Source organism: Streptomyces sp. NPDC088733 (assembly GCF_044751185.1).
Lineage (GTDB): Bacteria > Actinomycetota > Actinomycetes > Streptomycetales > Streptomycetaceae > Actinacidiphila.
Genome location: NZ_JBIVLH010000006.1, coordinates 267,524 through 292,615, shown reverse-complemented (window position 1 = coordinate 292,615; position 25,092 = coordinate 267,524). Strand labels below are relative to the sequence as shown.

The following is a 25,092-nucleotide window of genomic DNA, read 5'->3' as shown; positions in this document are numbered from 1 at the left end:
TTCGACCGCCTGCGACACGGAGTGACCGGAGTTGGTGGGCTCGATGCGCCATGATGACGCGCCGGTACCGGTTTCAATGCTCCAGTGGGGTCTGCCGGGCGTCGGCCACCATGCCGACGATCCGGCGGCCGCCCAGACCCGCCCCGAGCAGGCCCAGACCGTCGAAGAGCAGTGCCACAGAGAAGAAGGCGCCGATCACGTAGACACTGCTGTGCGGCCAGTTCGCCAGCACCAGGACGGCCAGCAGAATGCCGATCGCCCCCTGGATCAGCGTCCACACCATCTGCGGTCCGCGCACCACCAGCCCGCCGAACAGCCGGAAGATCCCGCCGGTCAGGAACAGCAGCGCCGCGAACATCGTCAGGGCCGCGGCCGTCTGCGCCGGATTGCGGATCACGACCACACCCGCCGCGATGTACAGGGCCGCGACGACCAGGGCCAGCCAGAAGTAGTTGTGGTCGCGGTTCTGCACGGCCTGCGCCAGACCCACGATCCCGCCGATGAGGAGCAGCCAGCCGAACAGCACCATGGAGGTGATGGTCGCGATTCCCACGTAGAAGAGCCCGATCAGGCCGCAGACGACGAGGACCACGCCGAGCGCGGCGACCCAGCCGAAACTGCGCTTGAGCCCGGCCTCCGGGGGGTCCGGGTACTTCTTGCGTCCCGTGAACGGAGCCATGGCCGCCTCCTTGAACGCGTCGGGACCGGTCCGGGCCGGCTACCGGACATATACCCCCGATTGCCCGGCCGGAGGCACCGATAGGATCCCCGTGACCGTGGTGCGCGCCAATGGGCACACGGCCGGCGCGGATTCCCGCGACGACACGACGAGTGGGGGATGCGGGCATGTCCGACCCGTCCGGGCCCGGTCTGCTGCTGGAGACGGCGGGCGCCACCGCCACCGTGACCATCAGCAATCCGGCCAAGCGCAACGCCATGACCCTGGCCATGTGGCGCGAACTCCCGCGTCTGCTGGACCGGCTGGCGGACGATCCCGCCGTACGGGTGCTGGTGCTCACCGGCGCCGACGGCACCTTCTGCGCGGGCGCCGACATCTCCGACCTGCGTGACGCGGCCGGCGGCCCGGGCGCGGCACAGGGCGCGGCCGTCGAGGCGGAGGAGGCGCTGGCCGCCTTCCCCAAGCCGTCGCTGGCGGCCGTCCGCGGCTTCTGCGTCGGCGGCGGCTGCCAGCTCGCGGCCGCCTGCGACCTGCGCTTCGCCGCCGAGGGCGCGCGTTTCGGGGTCACGCCCGCGCGGCTCGGGATCGTCTACCCGGCCTCCTCGACCCGCCGGCTGACCGGCCTGGTCGGCCCGTCCACGGCCAAGCACCTGCTCTTCTCCGCCGAGCTCATCGACCACGAACGCGCCCTGCGGACCGGACTGGTGGACGAGGTGCTGCCGGACGGCGCCCTGGACAAGCGCGTCGAGGAGTACGCGGGCCTGCTGGCCGTCCGCTCGCAGCTCACCCAGGCCGCAGCCAAGGACTTCACGGCCCCGGACCCCGCCCCCTCCCGTGTGGAGCACTGGGCCCGGCAGGCCGCGGACAGCAGCGACACCGCGGAGGGCGTGGCGGCGTTCCTGGAGCGGCGCGAACCGCGGTTCAGCTGGTCGGTGGGGGGCTAATCCACGAGGTGCGGCGGCAGGGGGATGCCGGCGCGCAACGCGGGGTCGGGGACCGGGGTGCCCCGGGTCGTGCCGAGCGGGACCACTCCCGCCCAGAGCGGCAGCGCGGCGTCGGGGCCGTCGCCGTCGCCCGGGTGGCCGGTGCGGATCTTGACGGAGGCCTCGTCGGTGGCGAGGGCGAGCAGGTCGGTGGCCGCCAGTTCCCGGCGGTCGGGGCGGCGGGCGTAGTCCCACTGGCCCGGGGCGCACTGCTCACTGAGCACGCGCAGCCCGTGCAACCGCTCCTCAGGGTCCGTGACCCGGCGCGGCACTCCGACGACCATGGCGCTGCGGTAGTTGACGCCGTGCTCGAAGACGGACCGCGCGAGGACCAGGCCGTCGACGTGGGTGACGGTGACGCAGACCTGGGCGCCGGGCGCCTGCACGAGGCTGCGGCTGGCGACCGAGCCGTGCAGGTACAGCGTGCCGGTCCCGGCGTCGTGACCGTAGACCGTCGGCACGGCGAGCGGGGTGCCGTCGACCACGACGGCCAGATGGCACACGAAGCCGGCACCCAGCACCGCGTCCAGGTCGTCGCGGGAGACGCTGCCCTGCTCGCGAAGGCGCCGGTGACGGGTCCGGTCGGTGACCGGGAGCGTGCGGTCGGCGGCGGGCATGGGGGCCTCCAGGGGCTTCGGGGCGGGCGGCGCTCAGACTAGCCATATCAGCGCTTGTGATGCCCCATGTCTGCGGAAACAGTGTCGTTGCCGCTTCTCCACCACGGAATCCGCTGTCCCCAGAGGCACCTCTTATGACATGCCAACCGGTCGGTAACCTGTTGTCCATGACCGCCACCGCCCTGGAACCGCGCGCCGGACGGCGCTGCCACAACACCCTGAACTCCCTGCACTCCGTCGTCTACTTCTCCCCCGAGTACGACGACATGCTCTCGGCGATCGGGCTGGAGCGCGGCGCCATGGCCTACTTCGCGGGGCGCGCCGCACCGCTCGGCGCGGTGACGGCGGGAACGGTCGCCGCGACCTTCTACAACTTCAACCACGCGGTCATCGCGCCCGTCATCCCGCGCGCCTGGGAACTCGCCGCGCCCGCGGCCGTCCTCGACGCGCGGCTGCGCATCGCCGACACCGTCCTGACCCGGCTGCTCGGCGCGGACGGCATCGCCTCCGCCGAGATCGCGGACGCGGCCGTGCTCGCCCTGCGCGCCGCCGAGGCCTGCACCCGCGAGGCCCGTCCCCTCTACGCCGCCAACGCGGAACTCCCCGTGCCCGAGCAGCCGCACCTCGCCCTGTGGCACGCCGCGACGCTGCTGCGCGAGCACCGCGGGGACGGCCATCTCGCCGCGTTGCTCGCCGCAGGGCTCGACGGGATCGAGGCGCTCGTCACGCACACCGCCACGGGCAAGAGCTTCACCCCGCGGTTCGTCCAGCGCAGCCGGGGCTGGTCCGCCGAGGACTGGGCCGCCGCGCAGGACCGCCTCCGCGACCGGGGCCTGCTCGACGCGGAGGGCGAACTCACGGAGCGCGGCGTGGAACTGCGCCGCGAGGTGGAGGCCGTGACGGACCGCCTCGACCGCGCGCCGTACGAGTACCTCGGGGCGGAGGGGGTGGAGCGCCTCACGGTGATCGCGGGTGGGGCGGTGGGGCGTGTGCTGGCGGGCGGGGGTTTCCCGCCCAAGTACTTCGGCAAGCGCTAGCGTTGCCGCTTACCGGGTTTTTTCCCCGCCCTCCCGCCCGTGTGCCCTGTGAAGTCAGGGCGCCCCGACGCCAGTTGTTGGGGGCCGGGTCCGGGGCCTCCGGGGCTGCCATTCTGGACAGCACATTTAGGTGCCTCAGGCACTTTCCGCTGCGCACTCCGGGTTGTGCACCCAAATATGCTCCACAGTCCAGAACGCCACCCCTACGACCCCGCCCCCTCCGTAGTTGCAAGCGCCTGATCCCCGGTGGGTGGATGAGACGGCACCGTGCCTGGGGCCGCCCAACAGTCACCCCCACCGGCCGTAAGTCGCCCCAACCGGCCCAGGAGGGGGTGTGGCGGGGTGCGCCCGGAAGCGACGAGCGGCGACCGCGTGGTCGATGCCGAACGATGTGGGGGCAAACCGCGAGCGCTGAGGACGTACCCCGGCGCGGCGCCGACCCCACAACGCGCGCAGCGCGGGGCCCGCACTTACCGCGCCGGGCAATCGGGAGGGAGGGCGGGGAAAAACCCAGGCAGCCAGCGCAGCGCGTCCTCAGGGGGAGGAACTGACCGCAGGGGGAAGGACGGGCGCCTCGCCCGCGGGTGGGGGGATGGTGACCGGCGCGGTCTCGCGCCGCCCGCGGGCCTCGCCGCGTGCCGCCCCCACGCCCGCCACCACCACCAGCCCCGTCCCCACGGCCTGCAAGGCCGTAGGCACTTGCGAGACCAGGACCAGGGCGGCCAGCAGGCTGACAGCGGGTTCCATACCGGCGAGTGTGCCGTAGGCCGTCTTGCCCACGCGTTGCAGCGCCTTCATTTCCAGCAGGAACGGCACCAGCGGCATCAGCACGGCGATTCCCGCCACCGCCGCGACGACCTGGAATGTGCCGCCCGCCACCACGCCGGGGGCGCCGAAGGGCGCGGTGAAGACCGCGGCCACGGTGAAGGAGACGGCGAGGCCGTGCGTGGCGGAGAAGCGGCTGCCGACGTGCTGGGTGCCGATCACGTACAACGCCCAGCAGGCGCCGGAGGCCATGCCGAAGAGGACGCCGGCGAGGTCGGCGCCGTCCTGCCAGGGCGAGGTGAGGCAGAGGACGCCGGCCGCGGCCAGCAGCAGCCAGGCCAGTTCGCGGGGCCGCCGCAGGGAGGCGACCGCGACGGCCAGGGGGCCGAGGAACTCCAGGGCGGTCGCCGTGCCGAGCGGGATGCGGGCGGCGGCCTCGGAGAAGAGCAGCATCATGGCGCCGCTGACCATGCCGAGCAGGGCCGCGGCGATGAGGTCGCGGAGTGCGGCCGCGCGCAGCGCGGCCCACAGGGAGCGGCCGGTGAAGGCCAGCAGCAGGACCGCGGAGAATCCGGCGCGCAGCCATGTGGTGCCGGCCGGGCCCACGTCGTCGAAGAGTTCGGTCGTCAGGGCGCTGCCGGTGTGCAGCACCGTCATCGCGGCCAGGATCAGCACCGCGCCAGGCATACGGGGCATTGCAAAGGTATGCGGCTTCACGCGTCCATTGCAGCGCCCGACGTCTGTTTCTGTCCACGCGTCATAGGTGGACGCATTGTTTACCATCAGTGGATGATCGAGTCCCTTCCCGACCTCGGCAGACTGCGCCTCCTGGTCGAGCTCAGCCGGCTGGGCACCATGGCGGCGGTCGCCGAGCGCACGGGGTACGGCACGTCCGCCGTCTCCAAGCACCTCGCCGTGCTGGAGCAGGAGGTCGGCGCGCCGCTGCTGGCGCCGGTGGGCCGCCGTGTCCGGCTGACCCCCGCCGGGGAGCGGCTGGTCGAGCACGCCGTCGGGATCCTGGCACTCGTCGAGGAGGCACGCGCCGAGCTGCGCGGCGAGCCCGGACCGGTGGGGCGGGTGCGGATGGCGACCTTCGTCAGCGCGGTCGAGGCCGCCGTGATGCCGGCCCTGCTCCGGTTGCGCGAGCGGTACCCGCGCGTCGAGGTGGAGCTGAACGAGCACGAGCCCGAGCAGACCCTGGAGCTGCTGCTCGCCGGGGACATCGACCTCGGCATCGTGTACGACTACAGCCTGGTGCCGCGCACCGTGCCGAAGGGGCTTTCGGTGCGGCAGTTCGCAGAGCAGCCGATGCTCCTGCTGCTGCCCGCGGGCCATCCGTCCGACCCCGGGCCGGGCGGCCCGGTGCCCCTGGCGGGGTTGCGCCGGCTCGCGGAGGCCGGGTGGATCACCAACTCCCGGGGCAGTGACGACGACGAACTCGTGCAGCGCGTGTGCGCCCTGGCCGGCTTCGCCCCGCGCATCGTCCACCGCGTCGACAGCCTCCACCTGGTGAACCTGCTCGCGGGGGCCGGTCTGGGGGTCGCGCTCCTCGCCGAGTCGGGTGTCGAGCGGCAGCGCGCCGACGTCGTGTGCCGGCCGCTCGACCCCCTGGTGGGGACGCGCCGCCACTTCCTCGCCGCCCGTGCCGGCCAGTGGTCCTGGCCCCCGCTCGCGGAGGTCGCCCGGCTCCTGGCGGCGTGACTAGCCGGCCGCCCGGACCGACTCCTCCTCGCCCGTCGCGTCGGGGCGGGTGCCCGTGCGCGCGCTCTGGGCGCAGGGCAGCGCCGGATGGCGGCCGAGCAGCACGACGCCGACGGTGACGGCGACCAGGCCCGCCGCCTCCCAGGCGAGGGCCCCGGGTGTGACACGGAGGCGGTCGCCGAGGAAGCCGACACCGCAGGCGATGCCGGCGAGCGGCTGCGCGGCGGTCAGGGCGGGCAGGGACATGCGCAATGGAGCCGTCTCGAAGGCGCTTTGGACCAGCACGAGGCCGGTGAGTCCGATGCCGAGGATGGCGTAGGGCTGCCAGTGCACGAGCAGCGCCGCGATGCCCTCCGCCTCGGCGATCTGGCCCGAGGTGCGCGTGAGGGAGTCCTGGAGCCCGTAGAGCAGGCCCGCGGCGAGCGCGATGACGGTGGCTTCCGGCGACGGGCGCAGCCGCCTCGCGCAGGCGACCAGCAGCAGCGCGATGCCCATGACGATGCCGATGACCAGCCAGTGCCGCAAGGGGCCGCCGACCTGGCCGCCGCCGGTGGGCCGTCCGGCCGCGATGAAGGCGGTGACGCCCAGCGCCAGTAAGCCCACGCCCGACCAGCCGTGCCGGCCGAGTCTCTGGCCGGTCAGATGGCGCGACAGTGCCATCGCGAAGAGCAGGTTCGTCGCGGTGAGGGGTTCGACGAGGGAGAGCTCCCCCTCGGCGAGGGCGAGCGCGCTCAGCACCATGCCGAAGATCATCAGGAAAATGCCGAGCAGCCATTGCGGCATCCGCATGAGATCCAGCAGCAGCCGGAAGGACAGGAAGCTGGACAGCGGGGCGCGCTGGGCGGCGAGCTGCTGGAGGACGAAGCCGAAGCCCAGGCAGCACGCTGCACCCACCCCAAGCAGGAAAACGGCCACCTCGTCAACCTCCCGGTGTCGCCGACTGGCCCGACCATAGCCGCTCCACCGGGTTGATCGCGACGAATGCACGCGACGGCTCCGGCCCCGGCGGCTATGTGGTACGGGCGGTACGGGATCCCGCGGTGAGGGCGCCGGTGAAGACCTGGATGTGCCGCAGCTCGGCCACGACGTCGGCGAGAGACGCGCAGGAAGGGGTCTGCCGGAGCTCCGGCCGGACGGTGGCCGGCGTTCGGCCGTCCAGGGAGTCCGCGAGCGCGTCCAGGGCCTGGACGACCCCGGCGCCCTCCTCGCGCGAGGGGCGTTCCGCGCCCTGCTCGACACGGACCGCGCAGGCGGTGACGGCGTCCACGATCCGCTCGGAGGCGGCGACGACGCGGAACCAGTCGGTGTGGGGACCGCGGCCCCAGGGCAGTTCCGCGGCGACGGTCTCGGCGGCGGACCGCGCCTCGGCCAGGGAGCTGTAGGCGGCGCGGCGCAGCACCATGCGGTCCCCGGGGCGCCCGCCGGCGGGGGTGGTGAGGACGTGGGCCAGGTACTCCCGGGTACGCCGCAGCGCCTCGGCCATCAGGTGGGCCACCCGCGCGGTGGGATCGGTGAACCCCGGCAGGTGGCCGACGACGAGCACGATCGCGCAGGCCGTCGCGGTGTCCAGCAGGCGGTCGCCGGCCGCCTGGGTGTCGCCGCCCACCCAGACGAAGGGCAGCACCATCAGAGTGACCACCGAGGTCTGCAGGCCGAAGTGCCGGAAGGAGACGGGCAGGAGCGCGCCCGCGACGGCGGCGCAGACCACCGTCCACCACACGCCTCCGCCGCCCCAGATCGCGGCCAGGCCGCCGAAGACGACGACTCCGACCGCGGTCCCGACGAAGCGGTTGACGACGCGGGAGAACAGCGGGCCGATGTCGGGCTTCACCAGGAAGACGGCGGTGAGCGGCAGCCAGTACCAGTGGTCCGCCCGCATGGCGAGGGCCACGGCGGCACTCGCCGTCACGCACACCGCGACGCGCAGCCCGTACTCGCGCCCCGCCGGCCCGAGGACGCGGCGCCGCATGGTGGGGACGGTTCCCGGGGCGGGGAGCGGTGCCACCTCCTCGGCGCTGGTCACGCCGGGGACCGTACGGGCGAAGACCGCGGCGGCGTACTGGAGCGCGTGGTCGAACGCGGCGCGGGCCGGGGTGTCCCCTCCGGGGGCGGGGAGCGGCCCCGGCGGTTCGCCGGCGCGCAGTGCGGCCGCGAGGCGACGGGGGCCCTCCGCGACGTTCGGCGGCAGTGGGTGCGCCTCCCACAGCAGGGCGGTGCTCGCCTCGCACAGTGCCGTGGCGGCCGCGAACCGTTCGGCCAGGAGTAGTTCGCCGGGGCGCGTGGAACGGTGCGCCAGCCGGCGGAACAGGCGGCGCAGGCGCAGGGCTTCGTCGCCGCGGTCCATCGCCGCGGTCAGCCGGCGCCGTGCGGCCTCGGCCCCGGGCCCGCCCACGGCTTCCAGGGCGCCGACGAGAGCGTCGAAGACTCCGGCCAGCGCGGCCTGTTCACCGGCCAGACCGCCGCCGACCGGCCGCGGGGTCCGCAGCACGAGCCGCAGCAGGAGCAGCCAGACCGCGCCCACGAGGAAGAACAGCGCTTTCAGCCAGGGCGTGCCGGGCAGCGGGACTCCGGTCCCGATCACCATGAGGCACAGGGTCTGCATCCCGGTCCGTGAGCAGACCGGGCCCACGGTGCTCACGGCACCCGAAGCCAGTCCGACGGCGAACAGCAGGGGCAGCACCCACCAGCCGCTGGGGACGGCGTCGGCGGTCGCCGCCCCGATCAGCAGCCCGAGCGCCCCGACGAGCACGGGAAGACCGATGTAGACGGCGCCGGTCCGGCGCGTCCCCGGCAGGTCGTTGAAGCCCGCGAACAGCGTCCCGAACCCGGCCAGCACCGCGAACTCGATCCACCCCTGGGCCACCCCGATCGCCATCACGGGTCCCGCGGACAGGGCCCCGCGCAGCACCGCCGGCCACGGGACGGGCCCGCGCTGGAAGCGCAGCGGGTGGGCCAGCCACGAGGGCAGGACGACGCGGCGGCCGGGGCCACTCACCAGCACGGCATCCTCACCTGATTTCTCCCAGGAGGTCCCGGCCTTCAGGCCGGAGAGGAATGGGGTCATGGGCCAGAGCCGCGAAGCGGCGGAGTTGGCTGCGCATCTGTTCTGACCTGCACTCTCTTTCGTTGTCAGTGGGGACTGTTACGTTCCGTGGCATGACGGCGACAGTGACGGTCGAGGAGGGGTCCGGGCATGCCTGGTACACCTTCCGGCTGCGGGTGTCGTCCACCGCGCGTGCCGGTCTGGAGGCGGAGTGGGCGCGGTGCCGGTGGGTGTGGAACGAGTGCGTGGCCGTGTCCCGCAAGATCCACGCCCTGAACCGGACCTCCGAGCAGAAAACCACGTGCGGCCCGGCGCAGCTCGACAAAATGCTGACCGAGGCCCGGCGGTCGATGGCGTGGCTGCGCGACGGCAGTTCCGTTGCGCAGCAGCAGACGATCCCGGACTTCGGCAAGGCCCGCGCCAAGGCCCTGAAGGACATCACGGCGCGGCTGCCGATGCGACAGCGGGCCGGGATGCCCCGCGTCAAGCGCAAACGCGAGGCTGCCCCGACGCTGAACTACACCACCCGGGGTTTCCGGCTCAAGGACGGGCGCCTGCACCTGGCGGGCGGCATCGTGCTGACGGTGGTGTGGTCCCGCGACCTGCCCGCCGCCCCGACGTCGGTGCACGTCCACCGGGACAGCCTCGGCCACTGGTACGCCAGCTTCGTCGTGACCACTGCCCTTGAGCCGCTGCCTCCGACGGGAGCGGTGATCGGTATCGACTGGGGCGTTGCCGAGACCGCGACGACGACCAGCGACGTTCACGACCTGCCCCACGCCCAGCACGGCAGGACCGCCGCGGCGAAGGTGTCGAAGAAGATCGCCCGGCAACGGCAGGACACGGGTCGTAAGTGGGCCAAGCAGGTCGTCCGTGACCATGACGCGATTGCGGTCGAGGACTTCCGGCCCAAGTTCCTCAGCCGGACCACGATGGCCCGTAAGGCGGCGGACGCGGCGATCGGGGCCACGAAGGCGGCGCTGGTCGAGATGGGCCGCAAGCACGGGCGGGACGTCCGCCTGGTGCATCCCGCGCACACCACCATGGACTGCGCATCGTGCGGAGCGAGAACCAAGCACGCACTTCCTCTTTCGGAACGTACCTACACCTGCACCCCGTGCGGAGCCGTCTCGCCCAGGGACAAGAACTCCGCCCGCGTGATGCTGGTCCGGGCTGGTCTCAACCCGGCTGGTGCCGATCGTGCAAGAGCTGACGGACCGCAGGTCCCCAGCCCACGTGAGCCAGGAATCCCCACCCCTCAGGGCGGGGAGGATGTCAATGAGCGCTTCGTCCTTCTTCGACCCTCTTCAGCGTAGCTGTCCGTGATTGCGGCCCGGCGGCCCGGTCAATGGCGTCATGCCTGGTCCGGCGCGCCCTCGGGGAGGGCGAAGGGACCGCCGGCGGCGAAGGTGTGGGCCGCGAAGCGCTCGCCGATGCGCAGGTGCGCGGCGGCGTCCGGGTGGAGTTCGTCGGGGAGCGGCAGCTCGGCGTAGTCGTCGGCGCCGTAGAGCGCGCGGCCGTCGAGGTAGTACAGGTTCGGGTCCTCCGCCGACCGCTGCCGGACGATCCTGGCCAGTTCCTCGCGGACCGCGTTGAGCGTCAGCTTGCCGTTCGCACGCTCCGCCGGGTCGCCGGTGGCCCGGAAGCGCGGCTGTCCCGTGGCAAGGGAGGCGGGGTCGAGGGCGGTGGGGCCGGGGGTGTCCTCGTGGATGGGGCACAGGACGGGCGAGACCACCAGGAGCGGTGCGGTGGGGTGGCCTTCGCGGACGGTGTCGAGGAAGCCGTGGACGGCGGGGCCGAAGGCGCGGAGGCGCATCAGGTCGGTGTTGACGACATTGATGCCGATCTTGACGCTGAGCAGGCCCGCGGGGGTGTCGCGCAGGGCGCGGGCGGTGAACGGGTCGAGCAGCGCGCTGCCGCCGAAGCCGAGGTTGATCAGTTCCGCGCCACCGAGGGCGGCGGCGTGCGCGGGCCAGGTGGCGGTGGGGCCCGCGGCGTCGGAGCCGTGGCTGATCGAACTGCCGTGGTGCAGCCACACCCTGCGGCCCCGGTCCGGTACGGGCGCGACGGGGGCGTCGGTGCGCAGCGCCACCAGTTCGGTGGTCTCGTTGTGCGGCAGCCAGATCTCGACGTCCTTGTCGCCCTCGGGCAGACCGCTGAAGCGGAGGGTGCCTGCGGGGCCGGTCCGGTGGTCGAACGCACCGGTGGTCATGTCGATGGTCAGGGTGTTGCCGCCGGTGACGCTCTCCCGGCCGGTGAGACGGCCGTCGACCAGCAGGTCGTAGACGCCGTCCGGGCGCGGGGGAACGCCCGCGTAGACCCGCTTGGTGGGCACGGTGTCGAGTTCGATGCGGGTGGCCCGGGTGCGCAGGACCAGCCGGACCCCGGCGGGCTGGGCCTCGGCCATGGCGAGTTGCGGGTCGGTGTTCTGGGCGCGGGCCCGGGCGGGCAGCCGGTGCGGGAGTATGCCGCGCTCGGTGCGCTCCAGTTCGAGGGCGCCGCGCAGGAGGTCCGCGGTGACGGGGGTGGTGATCCACTGGTTCTCGGTGTTCATGTCCTCTGCCTGTCGGGCTGGTCGTTCTCGGGTGCGGGCCAGTTGCGCAGCAGGGCGTCGAGGGCGTCCACGACACGCGTCCAGGTCTCCTGCGTGTCGGGGGCGCTGTGACTGAACGCGCCGCCCGCCTCCAGGCCGACGTAGCCGTTGAAGACGCTGCCGAGCAGCCGGACGGCGTGCGTCCGGTCCGGTTCCGCCAGGTCGTAGCCGCGCAGGAGGGCGCGGGTCATCTGGGCGTGCCGGACGCCCGCACTGGCGGCGGCCGTCTGCGGGTCGAGCCGGTACTGGGCCGCCGCCCAGCGCCCGGGGTGCTCGCGGGCGTAGTCGCGGTAGACGTCCGCGAAGGCGGCGAGCGCCTCCTTGCCGGACCGTCCCGCCAGGGCGTCGGCGGCCCGGTCGGCGAGCTCCTCGAGCGCGAGCAGCGCGATCCCGGTCTTGAGGTCGTGGGAGTTCTTCAGGTGCGCGTACAGGCTGGCGACCTTGACGTCGAACCGCCTGGCGAGCGCCGAGAGCGTCACCTGCTCGAAGCCGGCCTCGTCGGCCAGTTCCGCTCCCGCCCGGACCAGGCGTGCGGCGCTGAGTCCTGCGCGTGGTGCCATGACATTACCCTCCTCTGCCTGCAACGAGTATGCATTCACCTAAACCCTTTAGGCAAATGTCGGCAGAGGAGAGCAGGGGAACGGCTTCACCGGCCGTTCCCGGTCGTCAGTACGTGGTGATCGCGGTCTCGCCCGACTCCGTGCCGATCGCGATGTGCGGGTAGCGGTCCGGATCGGCCCACACGAGCAGGCGGCGCATGGCCTCGACGGGCACGGAGACGCAGCCCGCGGTGGGCCCGGGGCCGTTGGCGTGCAGGAAGATGCCGGCGCCGCGCTCCTGTTCCGGCTCGTCGTAGTTGAAGCCGATGACGAAGGCGTGGACGTACGGCTTGCGGTACCTGATCAGGTGCTCGGACTCGGAGGCGGCGCAGTCCGGCGGCAGCGGCTCGACCCACCGGTTGTAGGACCAGGAAGCGTTGTCCTGGCACCAGTAGGAGTCCCGGGTGACGGGGCGGTAGGGCATCCGGGTGCCCTTCGGCGCGGGCTTGATGCCGAACGCGTACGGCAGGTCGTACAGGCCGGTGGGGGTGGTCCAGGTGCTCTGGGCGCGTTCCTCGCCCTCGACGAGACCGCCCGCACCGAAGCGGGCGGGCGCGGAACCCGCGGCGTGCCAGACGCCGTCCCGCAGGTCCCACCAGGTCACGGTGCCCCTGGTCGACCCGGTGTCCGGTGCCACGGCGGTGATGAGCTGGCTGCCGCCGCCGGTGTCCACCATGTCGTCGGGGAGCGTGAGCACACGCGGCTGCTCGGCCGCGGTCGTGGCCATGGCCGTGGGCGCGGTCGTGCCCGCGCCCGCCGTGCCGGCCGCAGCGGCCAGCACGGCGGAACCCGCCACGACGAGTCGTACGAAGCGGTCTCGGATCAACGCGGAAGGTGCTCCTCGATCGCGCCCACGACCTCGTCGGCCTCGGGCTCGGTACGCGAACGGAACCGGCCGACGACCTGGCCGTCCGCACTGATCAGGAACTTCTCGAAGTTCCACTGGATGTCGCCGGCCGCGCCCTGGGCGTCGGCGGTCTCGGTCAGCGTCGCGTAGAGCGGGTGCCGGTCCTCGCCGTTGACGTCCGTCTTCTCGAAGAGCGGGAAGCTCACGCCGTACGTCGCGGAGCAGAACGTCGCGATCTCCTCGGCGGTGCCCGGCTCCTGACCGCCGAACTGGTTGCTGGGGAAGCCCAGCACGGTGAAGCCGCGGTCGGCGTAACGCTTCTGCAGGCGCTCGAGGCCCTCGTACTGCGGAGTCATCCCGCACTTGGAGGCCACGTTGACGATCAGCAGCGCCTTGCCCTCGTGGTCGGCGAGAGACGCGGACTCACCGGAGAGCGTGCGCAGCGGAATGTCGTAGATGCTCACGATTCGAACTCCTCGTCGGGGGACGGGTAAGGGATCACAGACCGCCCATTCAACCCCGTCCGCTCCGGTGATCTTCCCACGGGAGGGTCCTCGGAACGGGGCAGCGACGCGGGGTGTCAGTTCTCCGTGATCCGTCCGGCCCCCACCTGGATGCGGCGCGTGGTGTGCACGGCCTCCAGCATGCGGCGGTCGTGGGTGACCAGCAGCAGGGTGCCGTTGTACGAGGCGAGCGCCGACTCCAGCTGCTCGATGGCGGGCAGGTCGAGGTGGTTGGTCGGCTCGTCCAGGACGAGCAGGTTGACGCCGCGGCCCTGGAGCAGGGCCAGCGCGGCCCGGGTGCGCTCGCCCGGGGAGAGGGTGGCGGCGGAACGCATCACATGGGCGGCCTTCAGGCCGAACTTCGCCAGCAGCGTGCGCACATCGGCGGGCGGCATGTCGGGCACCTCGGCGCCGAAGGCGTCCAGCAGGGCCTGGTCGCCGTAGAAGAGCTTGCGCGCCTGGTCGACCTCGCCGACGACGACTCCGGGGCCGAGGGAGGCCGCCCCCGCGTCCAGTGGCAGGCGTCCGAGGAGCGCGGCGAGCAGCGTCGACTTGCCGGAGCCGTTGGCACCGGTGATGGCGACCCGGTCCGCCCAGTCGATCTGGAGGTCGACGGGACCGAGGGTGAAGTCCCCGCGGCGCACCTCGGCGCCGCGCAGCGTCGCCACGACCGCGCCGGCGCGCGGGGCGGCGGCGATCTCCATGCGCAGCTCCCACTCCTTGCGGGGCTCCTCGACCACGTCCAGGCGCTCGATCATGCGCTGGGTCTGCCGCGCCTTGGCGGCCTGCTTCTCCGTGGACTCCGTACGCAGCTTGCGGCTGATCTTGTCGTTGTCGGTCGCCTTGCGCCGGGCGTTGCGGACGCCGTGCTCCATCCAGTTGCGCTGCATGCGCCCGCGAGCCTCCAGGCTCGCCTTGGTGTCGGCGTACTCCTCGTACTCCTCGCGGGCGTGCCGGCGGGCGGTCTCCCGTTCCTCCAGGTAGGAGGCATAGCCGCCGCCATAGGTGTTGACCTGCTGCTGCGCGAGGTCGAGTTCCACGACCCGGTTGACGGTGCGGGCGAGGAACTCGCGGTCGTGGCTGACCACGACGGTGCCGGCTTTCAGGCCCGTGACGAACGCCTCCAGGCGCTCCAGGCCGTCCAGGTCGAGGTCGTTGGTCGGCTCGTCGAGGAGGAAGACGTCGTAGCGGCTCAGCAGGAGCGACGCGAGGCCCGCGCGGGCGGCCTGGCCGCCGGACAGTGCCGTCATCGGCAGGTCGAGGCCGACGGTCAGGCCCAGTGAGGCGGCCACTTCCTCGGCCCGCTCGTCCAGGTCCGCCCCGCCGAGGGCCAGCCAGCGCTCCAGGCCGTCGGCGTAGGCGTCGTCGGAGCCCGGTGCCTCGTCCATCAGCGCCTGGGTCGCGGCGTCCAGGGCGGCCTGTGCGGCGGCGACCCCGGTGCGGCGCCCCAGGAAGTCCCGTACCGTCTCGTCGGCCCGCCGTTCGGGCTCCTGCGGCAGATGGCCCACGGTGGCGGTGGGCGGGTTCAGCCGCAACTGCCCGTCCTCGGGCGCGCTCAGGCCCGCCAGCAGACGCAGCAGCGTCGACTTGCCGGCGCCGTTGGCACCGACGAGCCCGATCACGTCGCCGGGCGCGACGACGAGGTCCAGGCCCGAGAAGAGGACGCGGTCCCCGTGGCCTGCGGCGAGGTCTTTGACGACAAGAGTGGCACTCATCAGACCGCCGATGCTATCGCCCCCCGTGTCCGTCCCGGCCGGCCGCGTCCGGGGCGGCGGATCCGCCGGCGCGACCCGTCCGCCCGCCCTGGGCGGGCGACGCCGGGTGAGGGAGCATCACCTTCGGTAAGCCGCTGCCACCGCGAGGGGAGACTCACCATGCCGCACCGCAGGGCACTTGTACGGCGTCCGGGTCCGCGTCTGGCGGAGGGGATCGTGACGCACGTGGAACGGTCGCCGGTGGACGGGGAACGGGCCCTGCGCCAGTGGGAGGCGTACGGGGCGGCGCTGCGGGCGCACGGGTGGGAGACCGTGGAGGTCCCGCCGGCGGACGCGTGCCCGGACGCGGTGTTCGTGGAGGACACCATGGTGCTGTTCCGCGACGCGGCGCTCATCGCGCGGCCGGGCGCGCTGCCGCGCCGCCCGGAGACGCCGGGGGCCGAGGAGGTCGTGGCGGGGCTCGGAATGTCCGTCACCAAGGTGCGGGCGCCGGGCACCCTGGAGGGGGGCGACGTCCTCAAGACGGGGGACACGGTCTACGTGGGTACCGGGGGCCGGACGAACGCGGAAGGCGTGCGCCAACTGCGCGCCGCGTTCGAGCCGCTGGGGGCAAGGGTGGTGGCGGTACCCGTCACCAAGGTGCTGCATCTGAAGTCGGCCGTCACCGCGCTCCCGGACGGCACGGTCGTGGGCCATCCGCCGCTGGTGGACGCGCCCGAGGTGTTCCCGCACTTCCTTCCGGTCCCGGAGGAATCGGGCTCCCATGTGGTGCTTCTGGGAGACGGGAAGCTGCTGATGGCGGCGAGCGCGCCGCGCAGCGCGGAGATTTTCGCCGCAATGGGCTATACGCCCGTACTTGTCGACATAGGGGAGTTCGAAAAGCTCGAGGGCTGCGTGACCTGCCTCTCGGTGCGGGTTCGGGGAGTGGACACGTAGGGCGGGTTGCCATGTGGGCGGCGCGTAACCTACGGTTTCGTAACTTACGATTCCGTAGGTACCCTCAGCAAACCGCCAGGAGCGCAGCGTGACCATTGCCCCGCCCCAGAACACCGGATCGGACGTGTGGAGTGACACCCGGCTGCTCTACGCCCTCGAAGAGGTCGTCGAGACCGAGCTGAACCGGCATCTGAAGGCGGCCAAGGAATGGATGCCCCACGAGTACGTGCCGTGGAGTCAGGGCCGGGACTACGACGGGGTCATGGGCGGCGAGGCCTGGGAGCCGCAGCAGTCGAAGGTCACCGAGATCGGCCGGATATCGCTGGTGGTCAATCTGCTGACCGAGGACAACCTGCCGAGCTACCACCACGAGATCGCCACGCTCTTCGGCCGCGAGGGCGCCTGGGGCACCTGGGTGCACCGCTGGACCGCCGAGGAGGGCCGGCACGCGATCGTCATGCGGGACTACCTGCTGACGACCCGTGCCGTGGACCCGGTGCAACTGGAGCGGCTGCGCATGCAGCACATGTCGGAGGGCTTCGAGTCCGACAACGCGCACAGCATGCTGCACTCGGTCGCGTACGTGGCCTTCCAGGAGCTGGCCACGCGCATCTCGCACCGCAACACCGGCCGGGAGTCCGGTGACCCGATGTGCGAACGCATGCTGGCGCGCATCGCGACCGACGAGAACCTGCACATGGTCTTCTACCGCAACCTGCTCGCGGCCGCCCTGCAGTTGGCGCCGGACCAGGCGATGCGGGCGATCCGCGACGTGGTGGTCGGCTTCCGCATGCCGGGCCACGGCATGCCCGGCTTCGAGCGGTCGGCGGCGCGGATCGCGATCGGCGGTGTCTACAACCTGCGCATCCACCACGACGACGTCCTGCAGCCCGTGCTGCGGCACCTGAAGGTGCTGGAGGTCGCGGGGCTGGGCCCGGAGGGCCTGAAGGCGCAGGAGGAACTGGGCTTCTTCATGGGCGAGCTGGACTGCCAGGCCCGCAAGTTCGAGGAGCGCCGTGACGCCCTCCTGGCGCGGCGGGCCGCCCGCGCCTAGCCCCGCGTCCCGCTCCCCGGGGCCGTCCCGCCGTCGTGCGGGGCGGCCCCGTTCCCTTTCCGGCTGCCCCCGTCAGAAAATCATGCAAGCACGCTTGATTGTTTCTGCGGACGGTGCCAGCCTGTGACGCACCACGGCTTCGCTGACGCCGCGTCAACCAGGGGGACCCGTGTCCGACCCCACACCCGTACTGGACGACCTGCGGGACGAGAGCGAGGGTCTGGACGCCCTCGTGGCCCCGCTGGAGGCGTCCGCCTGGGCCACGCCCACACCCGCTCCCGGCTGGACCGTCGCCCATCAGATCGCGCACCTGGCCTGGACGGACCGGCAGGCGCTGCTCGCCGCGACCGATCCGGCCGGCTTCGGGGCCGAGGTCGGCAAGGCCGCGTCCGCGATCGACACCTTCGTCGACGAAGGCGCGGAGGAGGGCGCGGCGCTGCCGCCCGCCGAGCTGCTGGAGCGCTGGCGCGCCGGCCGGAGCGCCCTCCAGGAAGCCCTGCGGGCACAGCCGCCCGGCGCGCGCCTCCCCTGGTTCGGGCCGCCCATGGGGGTGGCCTCGATGGCCTCGGCCCGGCTGATGGAGAGCTGGGCGCACGGCGAGGACGTCGCGGACGCCCTCGGGGTGCGCCGGAAGCCCACGGCGCGGCTGCGGCACGTGGCACGGATCGCGGTACGGGCCAGGGACTACGCCCACGCCGTCAACGGGCTCACGCCGCCCGCCGAGGAGTTCCGGGTGGAACTGACCGCCCCGGACGGCACCTTGTGGACGTTCGGGCCCGAGGACGCCGTCCAGCGCGTGAGCGGCCCCGCCCTCGACCTGTGCCTGCTGGCCACCCGGCGCCGGCACCGCGACGACCTGGCGCTGCGGGCGGAAGGCGCCGATGCCGACCGCTGGCTGGACATCGCGCAGGCCTTCGCCGGGCCGCCCGGCGAAGGACGCAAGCCGCGCGATCCGCGGCAGGGGGCGACGAAATGACCGGGGACAATCGGGCGATCATGCTGGAGCGCCTCGCCGGGGTCGAGGCCGAGCACGAGAAGGCGCTCGCCGGCGGCGGCCCCAAGTACGTGGAACGGCACCGCGGCCGGGGCAAGCTGACCGCCCGCGAGCGGGTGGAGCTGCTCCTCGACCCGGACACGCCGTTCCTGGAGCTGTCGCCGCTGGCGGCGTGGGGCAGCGACTACCCCGTCGGCGCCTCGCTGGTCACCGGCATCGGCGTCGTCGAGGGCACCGAGTGCGTGATCACCGCCAACGACCCGACGGTGCGCGGCGGCGCGAGCAACCCGTGGACGCTCAAGAAGGCGCTGCGCGCCAATGAGATCGCGCTCGCCAACCGGCTGCCCCTGGTCAACCTGGTGGAGTCGGGCGGGGCGGACCTGCCCAGCCAGAAGGAGATCTTCATTCCGGGCGGCGCGCTCTTCCGCGACCTCACGCGGCTGTCGGCGGCCGGCATCCCCACCGTGGCCGTCGTGTTCGGCAACTCGACCGCGGGCGGCGCCTATGTGCCCGGCATGTCCGACCACGTCGTCATGGTCAAGGAGCGCTCCAAGGTGTTCCTCGGCGGCCCGCCGCTGGTGAGGATGGCGACCGGCGAGGAGAGCGACGACGAGTCGCTGGGCGGCGCCGACATGCACGCCCGGGTCTCCGGGCTGGCCGACTACTTCGCCCTGGACGAGCCGGACGCGCTGCGCACCGCCCGCCGGGTCGTGGCCCGGCTGGGCTGGCGCAAGCAGGGCCCGGCGCCGGAGGCCGCCTACGACCCGCCGCTGCACGACGAGGACGAACTGCTGGACATCGTCCCCGGTGACCTCAAGACCCCCTTCGACCCCCGCGAGGTCGTCGCCCGCGTCGTCGACGGTTCCCTGTTCGACGAGTTCAAGCCGCTGTACGGGACGAGCCTGGTCACCGGCTGGGCCCAGGTGCACGGCTATCGCGTCGGCATCCTCGCCAACGCACAAGGGGTGCTGTTCAGCGCGGAGTCGCAGAAGGCGGCGCAGTTCATCCAGCTCGCCAATCAGCGCGACATCCCGCTGCTGTTCCTGCACAACACCACCGGCTACATGGTGGGCCGCGAGTACGAGCAGGGCGGCATCATCAAGCACGGCGCGATGATGATCAACGCGGTGTCCAATTCGCGGGTCCCGCACATCTCCGTGCTCATGGGCGCCAGTTACGGCGCCGGGCACTACGGCATGTGCGGCCGCGCCTACGACCCGCGCTTCCTGTTCGCCTGGCCGAGCGCGAAGTCGGCCGTCATGGGTCCGCAGCAGCTCGCGGGCGTGCTGTCGATCGTGGCACGGCAGTCGGCGGCGGCCAGGGGCCTGCCCTTCGACGAGGAGGCCGACGCGGGCCTGCGCGCCATGGTGGAGCAGCAGATCGAGTCCGAGTCCCTGCCGATGTTCCTGTCGGGGCGGCTGTACGACGACGGGGTGATCGACCCGCGCGACACGCGCACGGTGCTCGGCATGTGCCTGTCGGCGATCCACAGCGCACCCGTCGAGGGCGCGCGCGGCGGCTTCGGCGTCTTCCGGATGTGAGTGATGTGAGGGGCAGCGTGACCGTGATCGCATCAGTGCTGGTGGCCAATCGCGGCGAGATCGCCCGCCGCGTCTTCCGCACCTGCCGCGACCTGGGCATCGCCACGGTCGCCGTGCACTCGGACGCGGACGCGGGGGCGGCGCACGTACGGGAGGCCGACGCCGCCGTGCGCCTGCCGGGCGATGCCCCGGCCGACACCTATCTGCGCGGCGACCTGATCGTGAAGGCCGCCCTGGCGGCCGGTGCCGACGCCGTGCACCCTGGTTACGGATTCCTGTCGGAGAACGCCGAGTTCGCCCGGGCCGTGATCGCCGCGGGCCTCACCTGGATCGGCCCGGCCCCGGAGGCCATCGAGGCGATGGGCTCGAAGACCCGCGCCAAGCGCCTGATGGCCGCCGCCGGTGTCCCGGTGCTGGAGGCCGGTCCCGACGACCTGCCGCTCCTGGTCAAGGCGGCCGCCGGCGGCGGCGGACGCGGCATGCGCGTCGTACGCGAAGCCGCCGCCCTAGAAGCGGAGATGGCCGCCGCCCGCGCCGAGGCGCTGTCCGCGTTCGGCGACGACGAGGTCTTCCTGGAGCCGTACGTCGAGGACGGCCGCCACATCGAGGTCCAGGTGCTGGCGGACGCGCACGGCACCGTGTGGACGCTGGGCGAGCGCGACTGCTCGGTGCAGCGCCGCCACCAGAAGGTGGTCGAGGAGACCCCGGCCCCCGGCATCGGCGACGGGCTGCGCCGCACCCTGCACGAGGCCGCCGAGGCGGCGACGCGGGCCATCGACTACACCGGCGCGGGGACGGTGGAGTTCCTGGTCTCCGCGGACGGCCGCCCGTACTTCCTGGAGATGAACACCCGCCTCCAGGTGGAGCACCCCGTGACCGAGTGCGTCTTCGGGGTCGACCTCGTCGCCCTGCAACTGGACATCGCCGAGGGCGGCCGGTTGCCGGCCACTCCCCCGCGCCCTACGGGGCACGCCGTGGAGGCCCGCCTGTACGCGGAGGACCCGGCGCGCGACTGGCAGCCGCAGACCGGCGTCCTGCACCGGTTCGCGCTGCCCGCGATGCCCGGGCTGCGCGTGGACGCCGGCTTCACGGACGGGGACCGCGTCGGCGTGCACTACGACGCGATGCTCGCCAAGGTGATCGTCCACGCCCCCACCCGCGAACGGGCCCTGCGGCAGCTCGCCGGCGCCCTGGAACGGGCCCGCGTGCACGGCCTGGTCACCAACCGCGACCTGCTCGTGCGGGTGCTGCGCGACCCGGACTTCGCGGCCGGGCGGCTGTCCACGGCGTTCCTCGGACGGCTCGGCCCGGCCGCCCCCGCCGACCCCGGCACGGTGCGTCTTGCCGCGCTGGCCGCCGCGCTGGCCGACGCGTCCGGACGGCACGCCTTGGGCGGCTGGCGCAATGTGCCGTCGGCACCGCAGCGCAAGACGTACCGCGCCGAGCCCGACGGGACGGAGCACGAGGTCCGCTACCGCCTCGGACGCGGCGGCCTGACCGCCGAGGGCCACCCGGACGTGCGGCTGCTGTCCGCGGCCGCGCACGAGGTCGTCCTGGAGGTCTCCGGCATCCGCCGGGCCTTCGAGGTCACCGCGTACGGGGCCGAGGTGCACGTCGACAGTCCCACGGGAGGGCACCGCTTGACCGCGCTGCCGCGCTTCCCCGATCCCGTGGACAGGATCGCGCCGGGCTCACTGCTGGCGCCGATGCCGGGCACGGTCGTCCGGATCGCCGAGGTGGCGGTCGGCGACAAGGTGGCGGCCGGTCAGCAGCTGCTGTGGCTGGAGGCCATGAAGATGGAGCACCGCGTCGCCGCCCCGGCGGACGGCGTGCTCACCGCACTGCACGCCGAGGTCGGCCGCCAGGTCGACGTCGGGACCGTACTCGCCGTCGTTCAGGAGGAGGGCTCGGCATGAGCGGGATCACCGCTGCGAGCGGACCGGCAGGCACCTTTGACAACGCCCTGGTGGAGAGCGAGGAACGGCGCGCCCTGCGCAAGGCGGTCTCCGATCTCGGGCGCCGCTATGGGCGCGGCTACTTCGCCGCCGCCGCCCGCGAGGGCAAGCACACCGACGAGCTGTGGCAGGAGGCGGCCGCCCTCGGCTACCTCGGCGTCAACCTGCCGGAGGAGTACGGCGGCGGGGGCGGCGGGCTGGCCGAACTGGCCATCGTCCTGGAGGAGCTGGGCGCTGCGGGCTGCCCGCTGCTGCTGCTCATCGTCTCCCCCGCGATCTGCGGCACGGTGATCGCGCGCTTCGGCACCGAGGAGCAGAAGCGGCAGTGGCTGCCGGGGCTGGCCGACGGGTCCGTCCGCATGGCCTTCGGCATCACCGAGCCCGACGCGGGCTCCAACTCGCACCGGCTGACCACCACCGCGCGCCGCGACGGCTCGGACTGGCTGCTCACCGGGCGCAAGGTCTTCGTGTCCGGCGTCGACATCGCGGACGCCACGCTCGTCGTGGGCCGCACCGAGGACGCCCGCACGGGCCGGCTGAAGCCCTGCCTGTTCGTCGTCCCGCGCGATACCCCGGGCTTCGAGTTCCGGCAGATCGAGATGGAACTGACGGCCCCGGAGAAGCAGTTCCAGCTCTTCCTGGACGATGTGCGGCTGCCGGCCGAGTCCCTGGTGGGCGACGAGGACGCGGGCCTGCTCCAGCTCTTCGCGGGGCTCAACCCCGAACGCGTGATGACCGCCGCCTTCTCGATCGGCATGGGCCGGCACGCGCTGGAGAAGGCTGTCGACTACGCCCGCACACGGCAGGTGTGGCAGGCGCCCATCGGAGCGCATCAGGCGATCGCCCACCCTCTGGCGCAGGCGCACATCGAACTCGAACTGGCCCGCCTGATGATGCAGAAGGCCGCCTTCCTCTACGACGCCGGGGACGACGCGGCCGCGGGCGAGGCCGCCAACATGGCGAAGTACGCCGCCGCAGAGGCGGGCGCGAGGGCGGTGGACCAGGCCGTGCACACGCTGGGGGGCAACGGCCTCACCACCGAGTACGGTCTGGCGTCGATGCTCACGGCGTCGCGTGTGGGCCGCATCGCGCCCGTCAGCCGGGAGATGATCCTCAACTACGTCTCGCACCACACGCTGGGCCTGCCCAAGTCCTACTGAGCACGTCCTACCGAGGAGGGGGAGCGGTCATGGCACAGCCGGCCGTGTTCCACAGCGAGTACCCCGCGGTTCCCGCCGTCGACCTGCCGATCCACGAGGCCGTGCTCGGCCGGGCCGCCGAGTTCGGCGAACGGCCCGCGCTGATCGACGGCGTGGACGGCACGACCCTCACCTATGCGCAGCTCGACGCCTTCACACGGCGCATCGCCGCCGCCCTGGCGGAGGCCGGGCTGCGCAAAGGTGACGTCCTGGCGCTGCACAGCCCCAACACCGTCGCCTATCCGCCGGTCTTCTACGGGGCCACGCGCGCCGGGGCGGCCGTCACCACGGTGCATCCGCTCGCCACTGCCGAGGAGTTCGCGCGGCAGCTGCGCGACAGCGGCGCCGCGTGGATCGTGACCGTCTCGCCGCTGCTGGAGACCGCCCGCAAGGCGGCGGAACAGGCGGGCGGCGCCCGGGAGATCTTCGTCTGCGACACCGCCGAAGGGCACCGCTCGGTGCTGGAGTTCCTCGCCTCCACCGCGCCCGAGCCCCAGGTCTCCTTCGACCCGGCCGAGGACCTGGCGGCGCTCCCGTACTCCTCGGGCACGACCGGCGTCCCCAAGGGCGTGATGCTGACCCACCGCAACATCGCGACGAACCTGGCCCAGCTCGACCCGATGCTGGCCTCCGAGCCCGGCCACCGCATCCTCGCGGTGCTGCCGTTCTTCCACATCTACGGCCTGACCGCGCTGATGAACGTCCCCCTGCGCAAGGGCTCGACCGTCGTCGTGCTGCCGCGCTTCGACCTGGAGCAGTTCCTCACCGCCATCGAGACGCACCAGGTGCAGGGCCTGTACGTGGCCCCGCCCATTGTGCTGGCTCTTGCCAAGCACCCGGCGGTGGCGGGGCACGATCTGAGCTCCCTGGAGTACGTGCTGTGCTCGGCCGCGCCCTTGGACGCCGATTTGGCGCGGGCCTGCTCGGAGCGGCTCGGGCTGCCGCCCCTCCTCCAGGCGTACGGGATGACGGAGCTGTCGCCGGGCACCCATGTGGTGCCGCTGGACGTGCGGGACGCGCCCGCGGGGACGGTCGGCAGGCTCGTCCCCAGCACCGAGATGCGCATCGTCCCGCTGGACGGCGAGGCGGGCACCGGGGCGGACGGCACCGGGGAGATCCACATCCGCGGCCCCCAGGTGATGAAGGGCTACCTGGGGCGGCCCGACGAGACGGCCGCGATCGTCGACGAGGACGGCTGGCTGCACACCGGCGACGTCGGACGGGTCGACGAGGGCGGCTGGCTCCATGTGGTCGACCGGGTCAAGGAACTGATCAAGTACAAGGGCTACCAGGTGCCGCCGGCCGAGCTGGAGGCGGTGCTGCTCACCGATCCCCGGGTCGCCGACGCGGCCGTCATCGGCGTCCTGGACGAGGACGGCAACGAGATCCCCAAGGCGTACGTCGTCCCGCAGCAGGGCGGCCCCCTCACCGAGGACGACGTGATGGCGCACGTGGCGGCACAGGTCGCCCCGTACAAGAAGGTGCGGCGGGTGGAGTTCACCGACGCGATACCGCGTGCCGCGAGCGGAAAGATCCTGCGGCGCGAACTCCGCGCCCGCGAAAGGGGCGGCAGTTGATGGCCGGCGAAACGGCACCCGTGGTGCGCGCCGCGTACGAGCGGGGGATCACCACGCTCACCCTGGACTCCCCCGCCAACCGCAACGCGCTCTCCGCGCGCATGGTGGACGAACTGTCCGACGCGCTCGCGCGGGCCGGCAAGGACCCGGCGACCCGCGCGGTGCTGCTGACGCACACCGGCGGCACCTTCTGCGCCGGGGCGGACCTGAAGGGGGCGACGTCCCCGGAGGGCCCGCGCCGGATGGTCGCGCTGCTGCGGTCGGTCGTGGAGCTGCCCAAGCCGGTCGTGGCCAAGGTGACCGGCCATGTGCGCGCGGGCGGCCTCGGGCTGCTCGCGGCGTGCGACCTGTCGGTGGCGGGCCCGGGGGCCGGTTTCGCCTTCACCGAGGCGCGGCTCGGCCTCGCGCCCGCCGTGATCTCGCTGACGGTGCTGCCGCGCCTCGACGCGAGGGCCGCGGCCCGCTACTACCTCACCGGAGAGGTCTTCGACGCGGCGGAGGCCGTACGCATCGGCCTGGTCACGGCGCCCGAGGAGGCGCTGGACGGCATCCTCGCGGGCCTGCGCGCCGGCTCGCCCCAAGGGCTGGCGGAGTCCAAGGCGCTGACCTCGGCGGAGGTGCTGCGGGCCTTCGACCGGGACGCGGACGCACTGGCAGAGCGCTCGGCACGGCTGTTCGGCTCCCCCGAGGCCGCCGAAGGGATGCGGGCCCTTCTCGAACGGCGGGCGGCGCCGTGGGCGTTGTGAGCGCCCGG

The 25,092-nt window shown here is 73.0% G+C and carries 22 protein-coding genes; 12 read left to right on the top strand and 10 right to left on the bottom strand.

Going from position 1 to position 25,092, the window contains the following annotated elements:
• Positions 1–73: 73 nt before the first annotated feature.
• Positions 74–679: an HdeD family acid-resistance protein gene (locus ACIP64_RS13945; RefSeq protein ID WP_401585373.1), complete on the bottom strand. Its 606-nt coding sequence runs from the start codon at positions 677–679 to the stop codon at positions 74–76.
• Positions 680–846: 167 nt separating this feature from the next.
• Between ACIP64_RS13945 and ACIP64_RS13940 the strand changes: the two genes are divergently transcribed.
• Positions 847–1,623 (top strand): enoyl-CoA hydratase/isomerase family protein, encoded by a 777-nt coding sequence (locus ACIP64_RS13940; protein ID WP_401585371.1) that lies wholly within the window; start codon positions 847–849, stop codon positions 1,621–1,623.
• Here ACIP64_RS13940 and ACIP64_RS13935 read toward each other — a convergent pair.
• Entirely contained in the window at positions 1,620–2,279 is a 660-nt protein-coding gene (locus tag ACIP64_RS13935; protein ID WP_401585369.1) for a pyridoxamine 5'-phosphate oxidase family protein, read from the bottom strand. The two genes, ACIP64_RS13940 and ACIP64_RS13935, sit on opposite strands and share 4 nt — an antisense overlap.
• 167 nt (positions 2,280–2,446) lie before the next feature.
• Between ACIP64_RS13935 and ACIP64_RS13930 the strand changes: the two genes are divergently transcribed.
• Positions 2,447–3,316 (top strand): hypothetical protein, encoded by an 870-nt coding sequence (locus tag ACIP64_RS13930; protein WP_401585367.1) that lies wholly within the window; start codon positions 2,447–2,449, stop codon positions 3,314–3,316.
• A gap of 534 nt (positions 3,317–3,850) precedes the next feature.
• Here the strand turns inward: ACIP64_RS13930 and ACIP64_RS13925 are convergent.
• The gene (locus tag ACIP64_RS13925; protein WP_401585364.1) at positions 3,851–4,777 is read right to left on the bottom strand and encodes an EamA family transporter; all 927 of its coding nucleotides are present in this window, start codon (positions 4,775–4,777) and stop codon (positions 3,851–3,853) included.
• 93 nt (positions 4,778–4,870) lie between these two features.
• Here ACIP64_RS13925 and ACIP64_RS13920 point away from each other — a divergent pair, with 93 nt between their 5' ends.
• Complete coding sequence (locus ACIP64_RS13920; protein WP_401585361.1) at positions 4,871–5,782, top strand: LysR family transcriptional regulator; 912 nt, start codon at positions 4,871–4,873, stop codon at positions 5,780–5,782.
• Here the strand turns inward: ACIP64_RS13920 and ACIP64_RS13915 are convergent, their stop codons facing one another.
• Together ACIP64_RS13915 and ACIP64_RS13910 are read right to left on the bottom strand one after the other, a co-directional pair.
• Positions 5,783–6,697: a DMT family transporter gene (locus ACIP64_RS13915; RefSeq protein ID WP_401585358.1), complete on the bottom strand. Its 915-nt coding sequence runs from the start codon at positions 6,695–6,697 to the stop codon at positions 5,783–5,785.
• Between the two features lie 94 nt (positions 6,698–6,791).
• Positions 6,792–8,846: an FUSC family protein gene (locus ACIP64_RS13910; RefSeq protein ID WP_401585355.1), complete on the bottom strand. Its 2,055-nt coding sequence runs from the start codon at positions 8,844–8,846 to the stop codon at positions 6,792–6,794.
• A gap of 92 nt (positions 8,847–8,938) precedes the next feature.
• Here ACIP64_RS13910 and ACIP64_RS13905 point away from each other — a divergent pair, with 92 nt between their 5' ends.
• On the top strand, positions 8,939–10,141 hold the full coding sequence (locus tag ACIP64_RS13905) for an RNA-guided endonuclease InsQ/TnpB family protein (RefSeq protein ID WP_401585352.1): 1,203 nt from the start codon (positions 8,939–8,941) through the stop codon (positions 10,139–10,141).
• A 38-nt stretch (positions 10,142–10,179) separates the two neighbouring features.
• On the opposite strand, the gene ACIP64_RS13900 is transcribed toward ACIP64_RS13905, so the two are convergent.
• From ACIP64_RS13900 to ACIP64_RS13880, 5 genes are all read right to left on the bottom strand, one after another.
• Complete coding sequence (locus tag ACIP64_RS13900; RefSeq protein ID WP_401585349.1) at positions 10,180–11,379, bottom strand: GDSL-type esterase/lipase family protein; 1,200 nt, start codon at positions 11,377–11,379, stop codon at positions 10,180–10,182.
• Positions 11,376–11,978, bottom strand: a complete 603-nt coding sequence (locus ACIP64_RS13895) for a TetR/AcrR family transcriptional regulator (protein ID WP_401585347.1) — start codon at positions 11,976–11,978, stop codon at positions 11,376–11,378. Before ACIP64_RS13895 ends, ACIP64_RS13900 begins: the two co-directional genes overlap by 4 nt.
• Positions 11,979–12,084: 106 nt before the next feature.
• A complete protein-coding gene (locus tag ACIP64_RS13890; protein ID WP_401585636.1) occupies positions 12,085–12,840 on the bottom strand; it encodes a L,D-transpeptidase in 756 nt (251 codons plus the stop codon).
• On the bottom strand, positions 12,840–13,328 hold the full coding sequence (locus tag ACIP64_RS13885) for a glutathione peroxidase (protein ID WP_401585344.1): 489 nt from the start codon (positions 13,326–13,328) through the stop codon (positions 12,840–12,842). The genes ACIP64_RS13890 and ACIP64_RS13885 overlap by 1 nt, the downstream gene beginning before the upstream one ends.
• Positions 13,329–13,444: 116 nt before the next feature.
• Positions 13,445–15,082: an ABC-F family ATP-binding cassette domain-containing protein gene (locus ACIP64_RS13880; RefSeq protein ID WP_401585341.1), complete on the bottom strand. Its 1,638-nt coding sequence runs from the start codon at positions 15,080–15,082 to the stop codon at positions 13,445–13,447.
• Positions 15,083–15,241: 159 nt separating this feature from the next.
• Here ACIP64_RS13880 and ddaH point away from each other — a divergent pair, with 159 nt between their 5' ends.
• The 8 genes from ddaH (at position 15,242) to ACIP64_RS13840 (ending at position 25,084) form a co-directional block, all read left to right on the top strand.
• On the top strand, positions 15,242–16,018 hold the full coding sequence (ddaH, locus tag ACIP64_RS13875; protein ID WP_401585338.1) for a dimethylargininase: 777 nt from the start codon (positions 15,242–15,244) through the stop codon (positions 16,016–16,018).
• Between the two features lie 88 nt (positions 16,019–16,106).
• The gene (locus ACIP64_RS13870) at positions 16,107–17,072 is read left to right on the top strand and encodes an acyl-ACP desaturase (RefSeq protein WP_360899312.1); all 966 of its coding nucleotides are present in this window, start codon (positions 16,107–16,109) and stop codon (positions 17,070–17,072) included.
• A gap of 169 nt (positions 17,073–17,241) precedes the next feature.
• Complete coding sequence (locus ACIP64_RS13865; protein WP_401585335.1) at positions 17,242–18,048, top strand: TIGR03084 family metal-binding protein; 807 nt, start codon at positions 17,242–17,244, stop codon at positions 18,046–18,048.
• Positions 18,045–19,607, top strand: coding sequence for an acyl-CoA carboxylase subunit beta (locus ACIP64_RS13860; RefSeq protein WP_401585332.1), 1,563 nt, complete (start codon positions 18,045–18,047; stop codon positions 19,605–19,607). Before ACIP64_RS13865 ends, ACIP64_RS13860 begins: the two co-directional genes overlap by 4 nt.
• A 23-nt stretch (positions 19,608–19,630) precedes the next feature.
• On the top strand, positions 19,631–21,523 hold the full coding sequence (locus ACIP64_RS13855) for a biotin carboxylase N-terminal domain-containing protein (protein ID WP_401585330.1): 1,893 nt from the start codon (positions 19,631–19,633) through the stop codon (positions 21,521–21,523).
• Positions 21,520–22,722: an acyl-CoA dehydrogenase family protein gene (locus tag ACIP64_RS13850; protein WP_401585327.1), complete on the top strand. Its 1,203-nt coding sequence runs from the start codon at positions 21,520–21,522 to the stop codon at positions 22,720–22,722. The genes ACIP64_RS13855 and ACIP64_RS13850 overlap by 4 nt, the downstream gene beginning before the upstream one ends.
• Before the next feature lie 29 nt (positions 22,723–22,751).
• On the top strand, positions 22,752–24,338 hold the full coding sequence (locus tag ACIP64_RS13845; RefSeq protein ID WP_401585324.1) for a 4-coumarate--CoA ligase family protein: 1,587 nt from the start codon (positions 22,752–22,754) through the stop codon (positions 24,336–24,338).
• Positions 24,338–25,084 carry an enoyl-CoA hydratase family protein gene (locus ACIP64_RS13840; protein ID WP_401585321.1) on the top strand — a complete coding sequence of 249 codons (747 nt, stop codon included), beginning with the start codon at positions 24,338–24,340 and terminating at the stop codon, positions 25,082–25,084. The genes ACIP64_RS13845 and ACIP64_RS13840 overlap by 1 nt, the downstream gene beginning before the upstream one ends.
• Positions 25,085–25,092 lie beyond the last annotated feature (8 nt).

What these genes read in the sequence shown, in the direction of transcription:
- ACIP64_RS13945 (WP_401585373.1), bottom strand. Translation starts at nt 679, where the DNA reads ATGGCTCCGTTCACGGGACGCAAGAAGTACCCGGACCCCCCGGAGGCC.
- ACIP64_RS13940 (WP_401585371.1), top strand. Translation starts at nt 847, where the DNA reads ATGTCCGACCCGTCCGGGCCCGGTCTGCTGCTGGAGACGGCGGGCGCC.
- ACIP64_RS13935 (WP_401585369.1), bottom strand. Translation starts at nt 2,279, where the DNA reads ATGCCCGCCGCCGACCGCACGCTCCCGGTCACCGACCGGACCCGTCAC.
- ACIP64_RS13930 (WP_401585367.1), top strand. Translation starts at nt 2,447, where the DNA reads ATGACCGCCACCGCCCTGGAACCGCGCGCCGGACGGCGCTGCCACAAC.
- ACIP64_RS13925 (WP_401585364.1), bottom strand. Translation starts at nt 4,777, where the DNA reads ATGCCCCGTATGCCTGGCGCGGTGCTGATCCTGGCCGCGATGACGGTG.
- ACIP64_RS13920 (WP_401585361.1), top strand. Translation starts at nt 4,871, where the DNA reads ATGATCGAGTCCCTTCCCGACCTCGGCAGACTGCGCCTCCTGGTCGAG.
- ACIP64_RS13910 (WP_401585355.1), bottom strand. Translation starts at nt 8,846, where the DNA reads ATGACCCCATTCCTCTCCGGCCTGAAGGCCGGGACCTCCTGGGAGAAA.
- ACIP64_RS13905 (WP_401585352.1), top strand. Translation starts at nt 8,939, where the DNA reads ATGACGGCGACAGTGACGGTCGAGGAGGGGTCCGGGCATGCCTGGTAC.
- ACIP64_RS13900 (WP_401585349.1), bottom strand. Translation starts at nt 11,379, where the DNA reads ATGAACACCGAGAACCAGTGGATCACCACCCCCGTCACCGCGGACCTC.
- ACIP64_RS13895 (WP_401585347.1), bottom strand. Translation starts at nt 11,978, where the DNA reads ATGGCACCACGCGCAGGACTCAGCGCCGCACGCCTGGTCCGGGCGGGA.
- ACIP64_RS13880 (WP_401585341.1), bottom strand. Translation starts at nt 15,082, where the DNA reads ATGAGTGCCACTCTTGTCGTCAAAGACCTCGCCGCAGGCCACGGGGAC.
- ddaH (WP_401585338.1), top strand. Translation starts at nt 15,242, where the DNA reads ATGCCGCACCGCAGGGCACTTGTACGGCGTCCGGGTCCGCGTCTGGCG.
- ACIP64_RS13860 (WP_401585332.1), top strand. Translation starts at nt 18,045, where the DNA reads ATGACCGGGGACAATCGGGCGATCATGCTGGAGCGCCTCGCCGGGGTC.
- ACIP64_RS13850 (WP_401585327.1), top strand. Translation starts at nt 21,520, where the DNA reads ATGAGCGGGATCACCGCTGCGAGCGGACCGGCAGGCACCTTTGACAAC.
- ACIP64_RS13845 (WP_401585324.1), top strand. Translation starts at nt 22,752, where the DNA reads ATGGCACAGCCGGCCGTGTTCCACAGCGAGTACCCCGCGGTTCCCGCC.
- ACIP64_RS13840 (WP_401585321.1), top strand. Translation starts at nt 24,338, where the DNA reads ATGGCCGGCGAAACGGCACCCGTGGTGCGCGCCGCGTACGAGCGGGGG.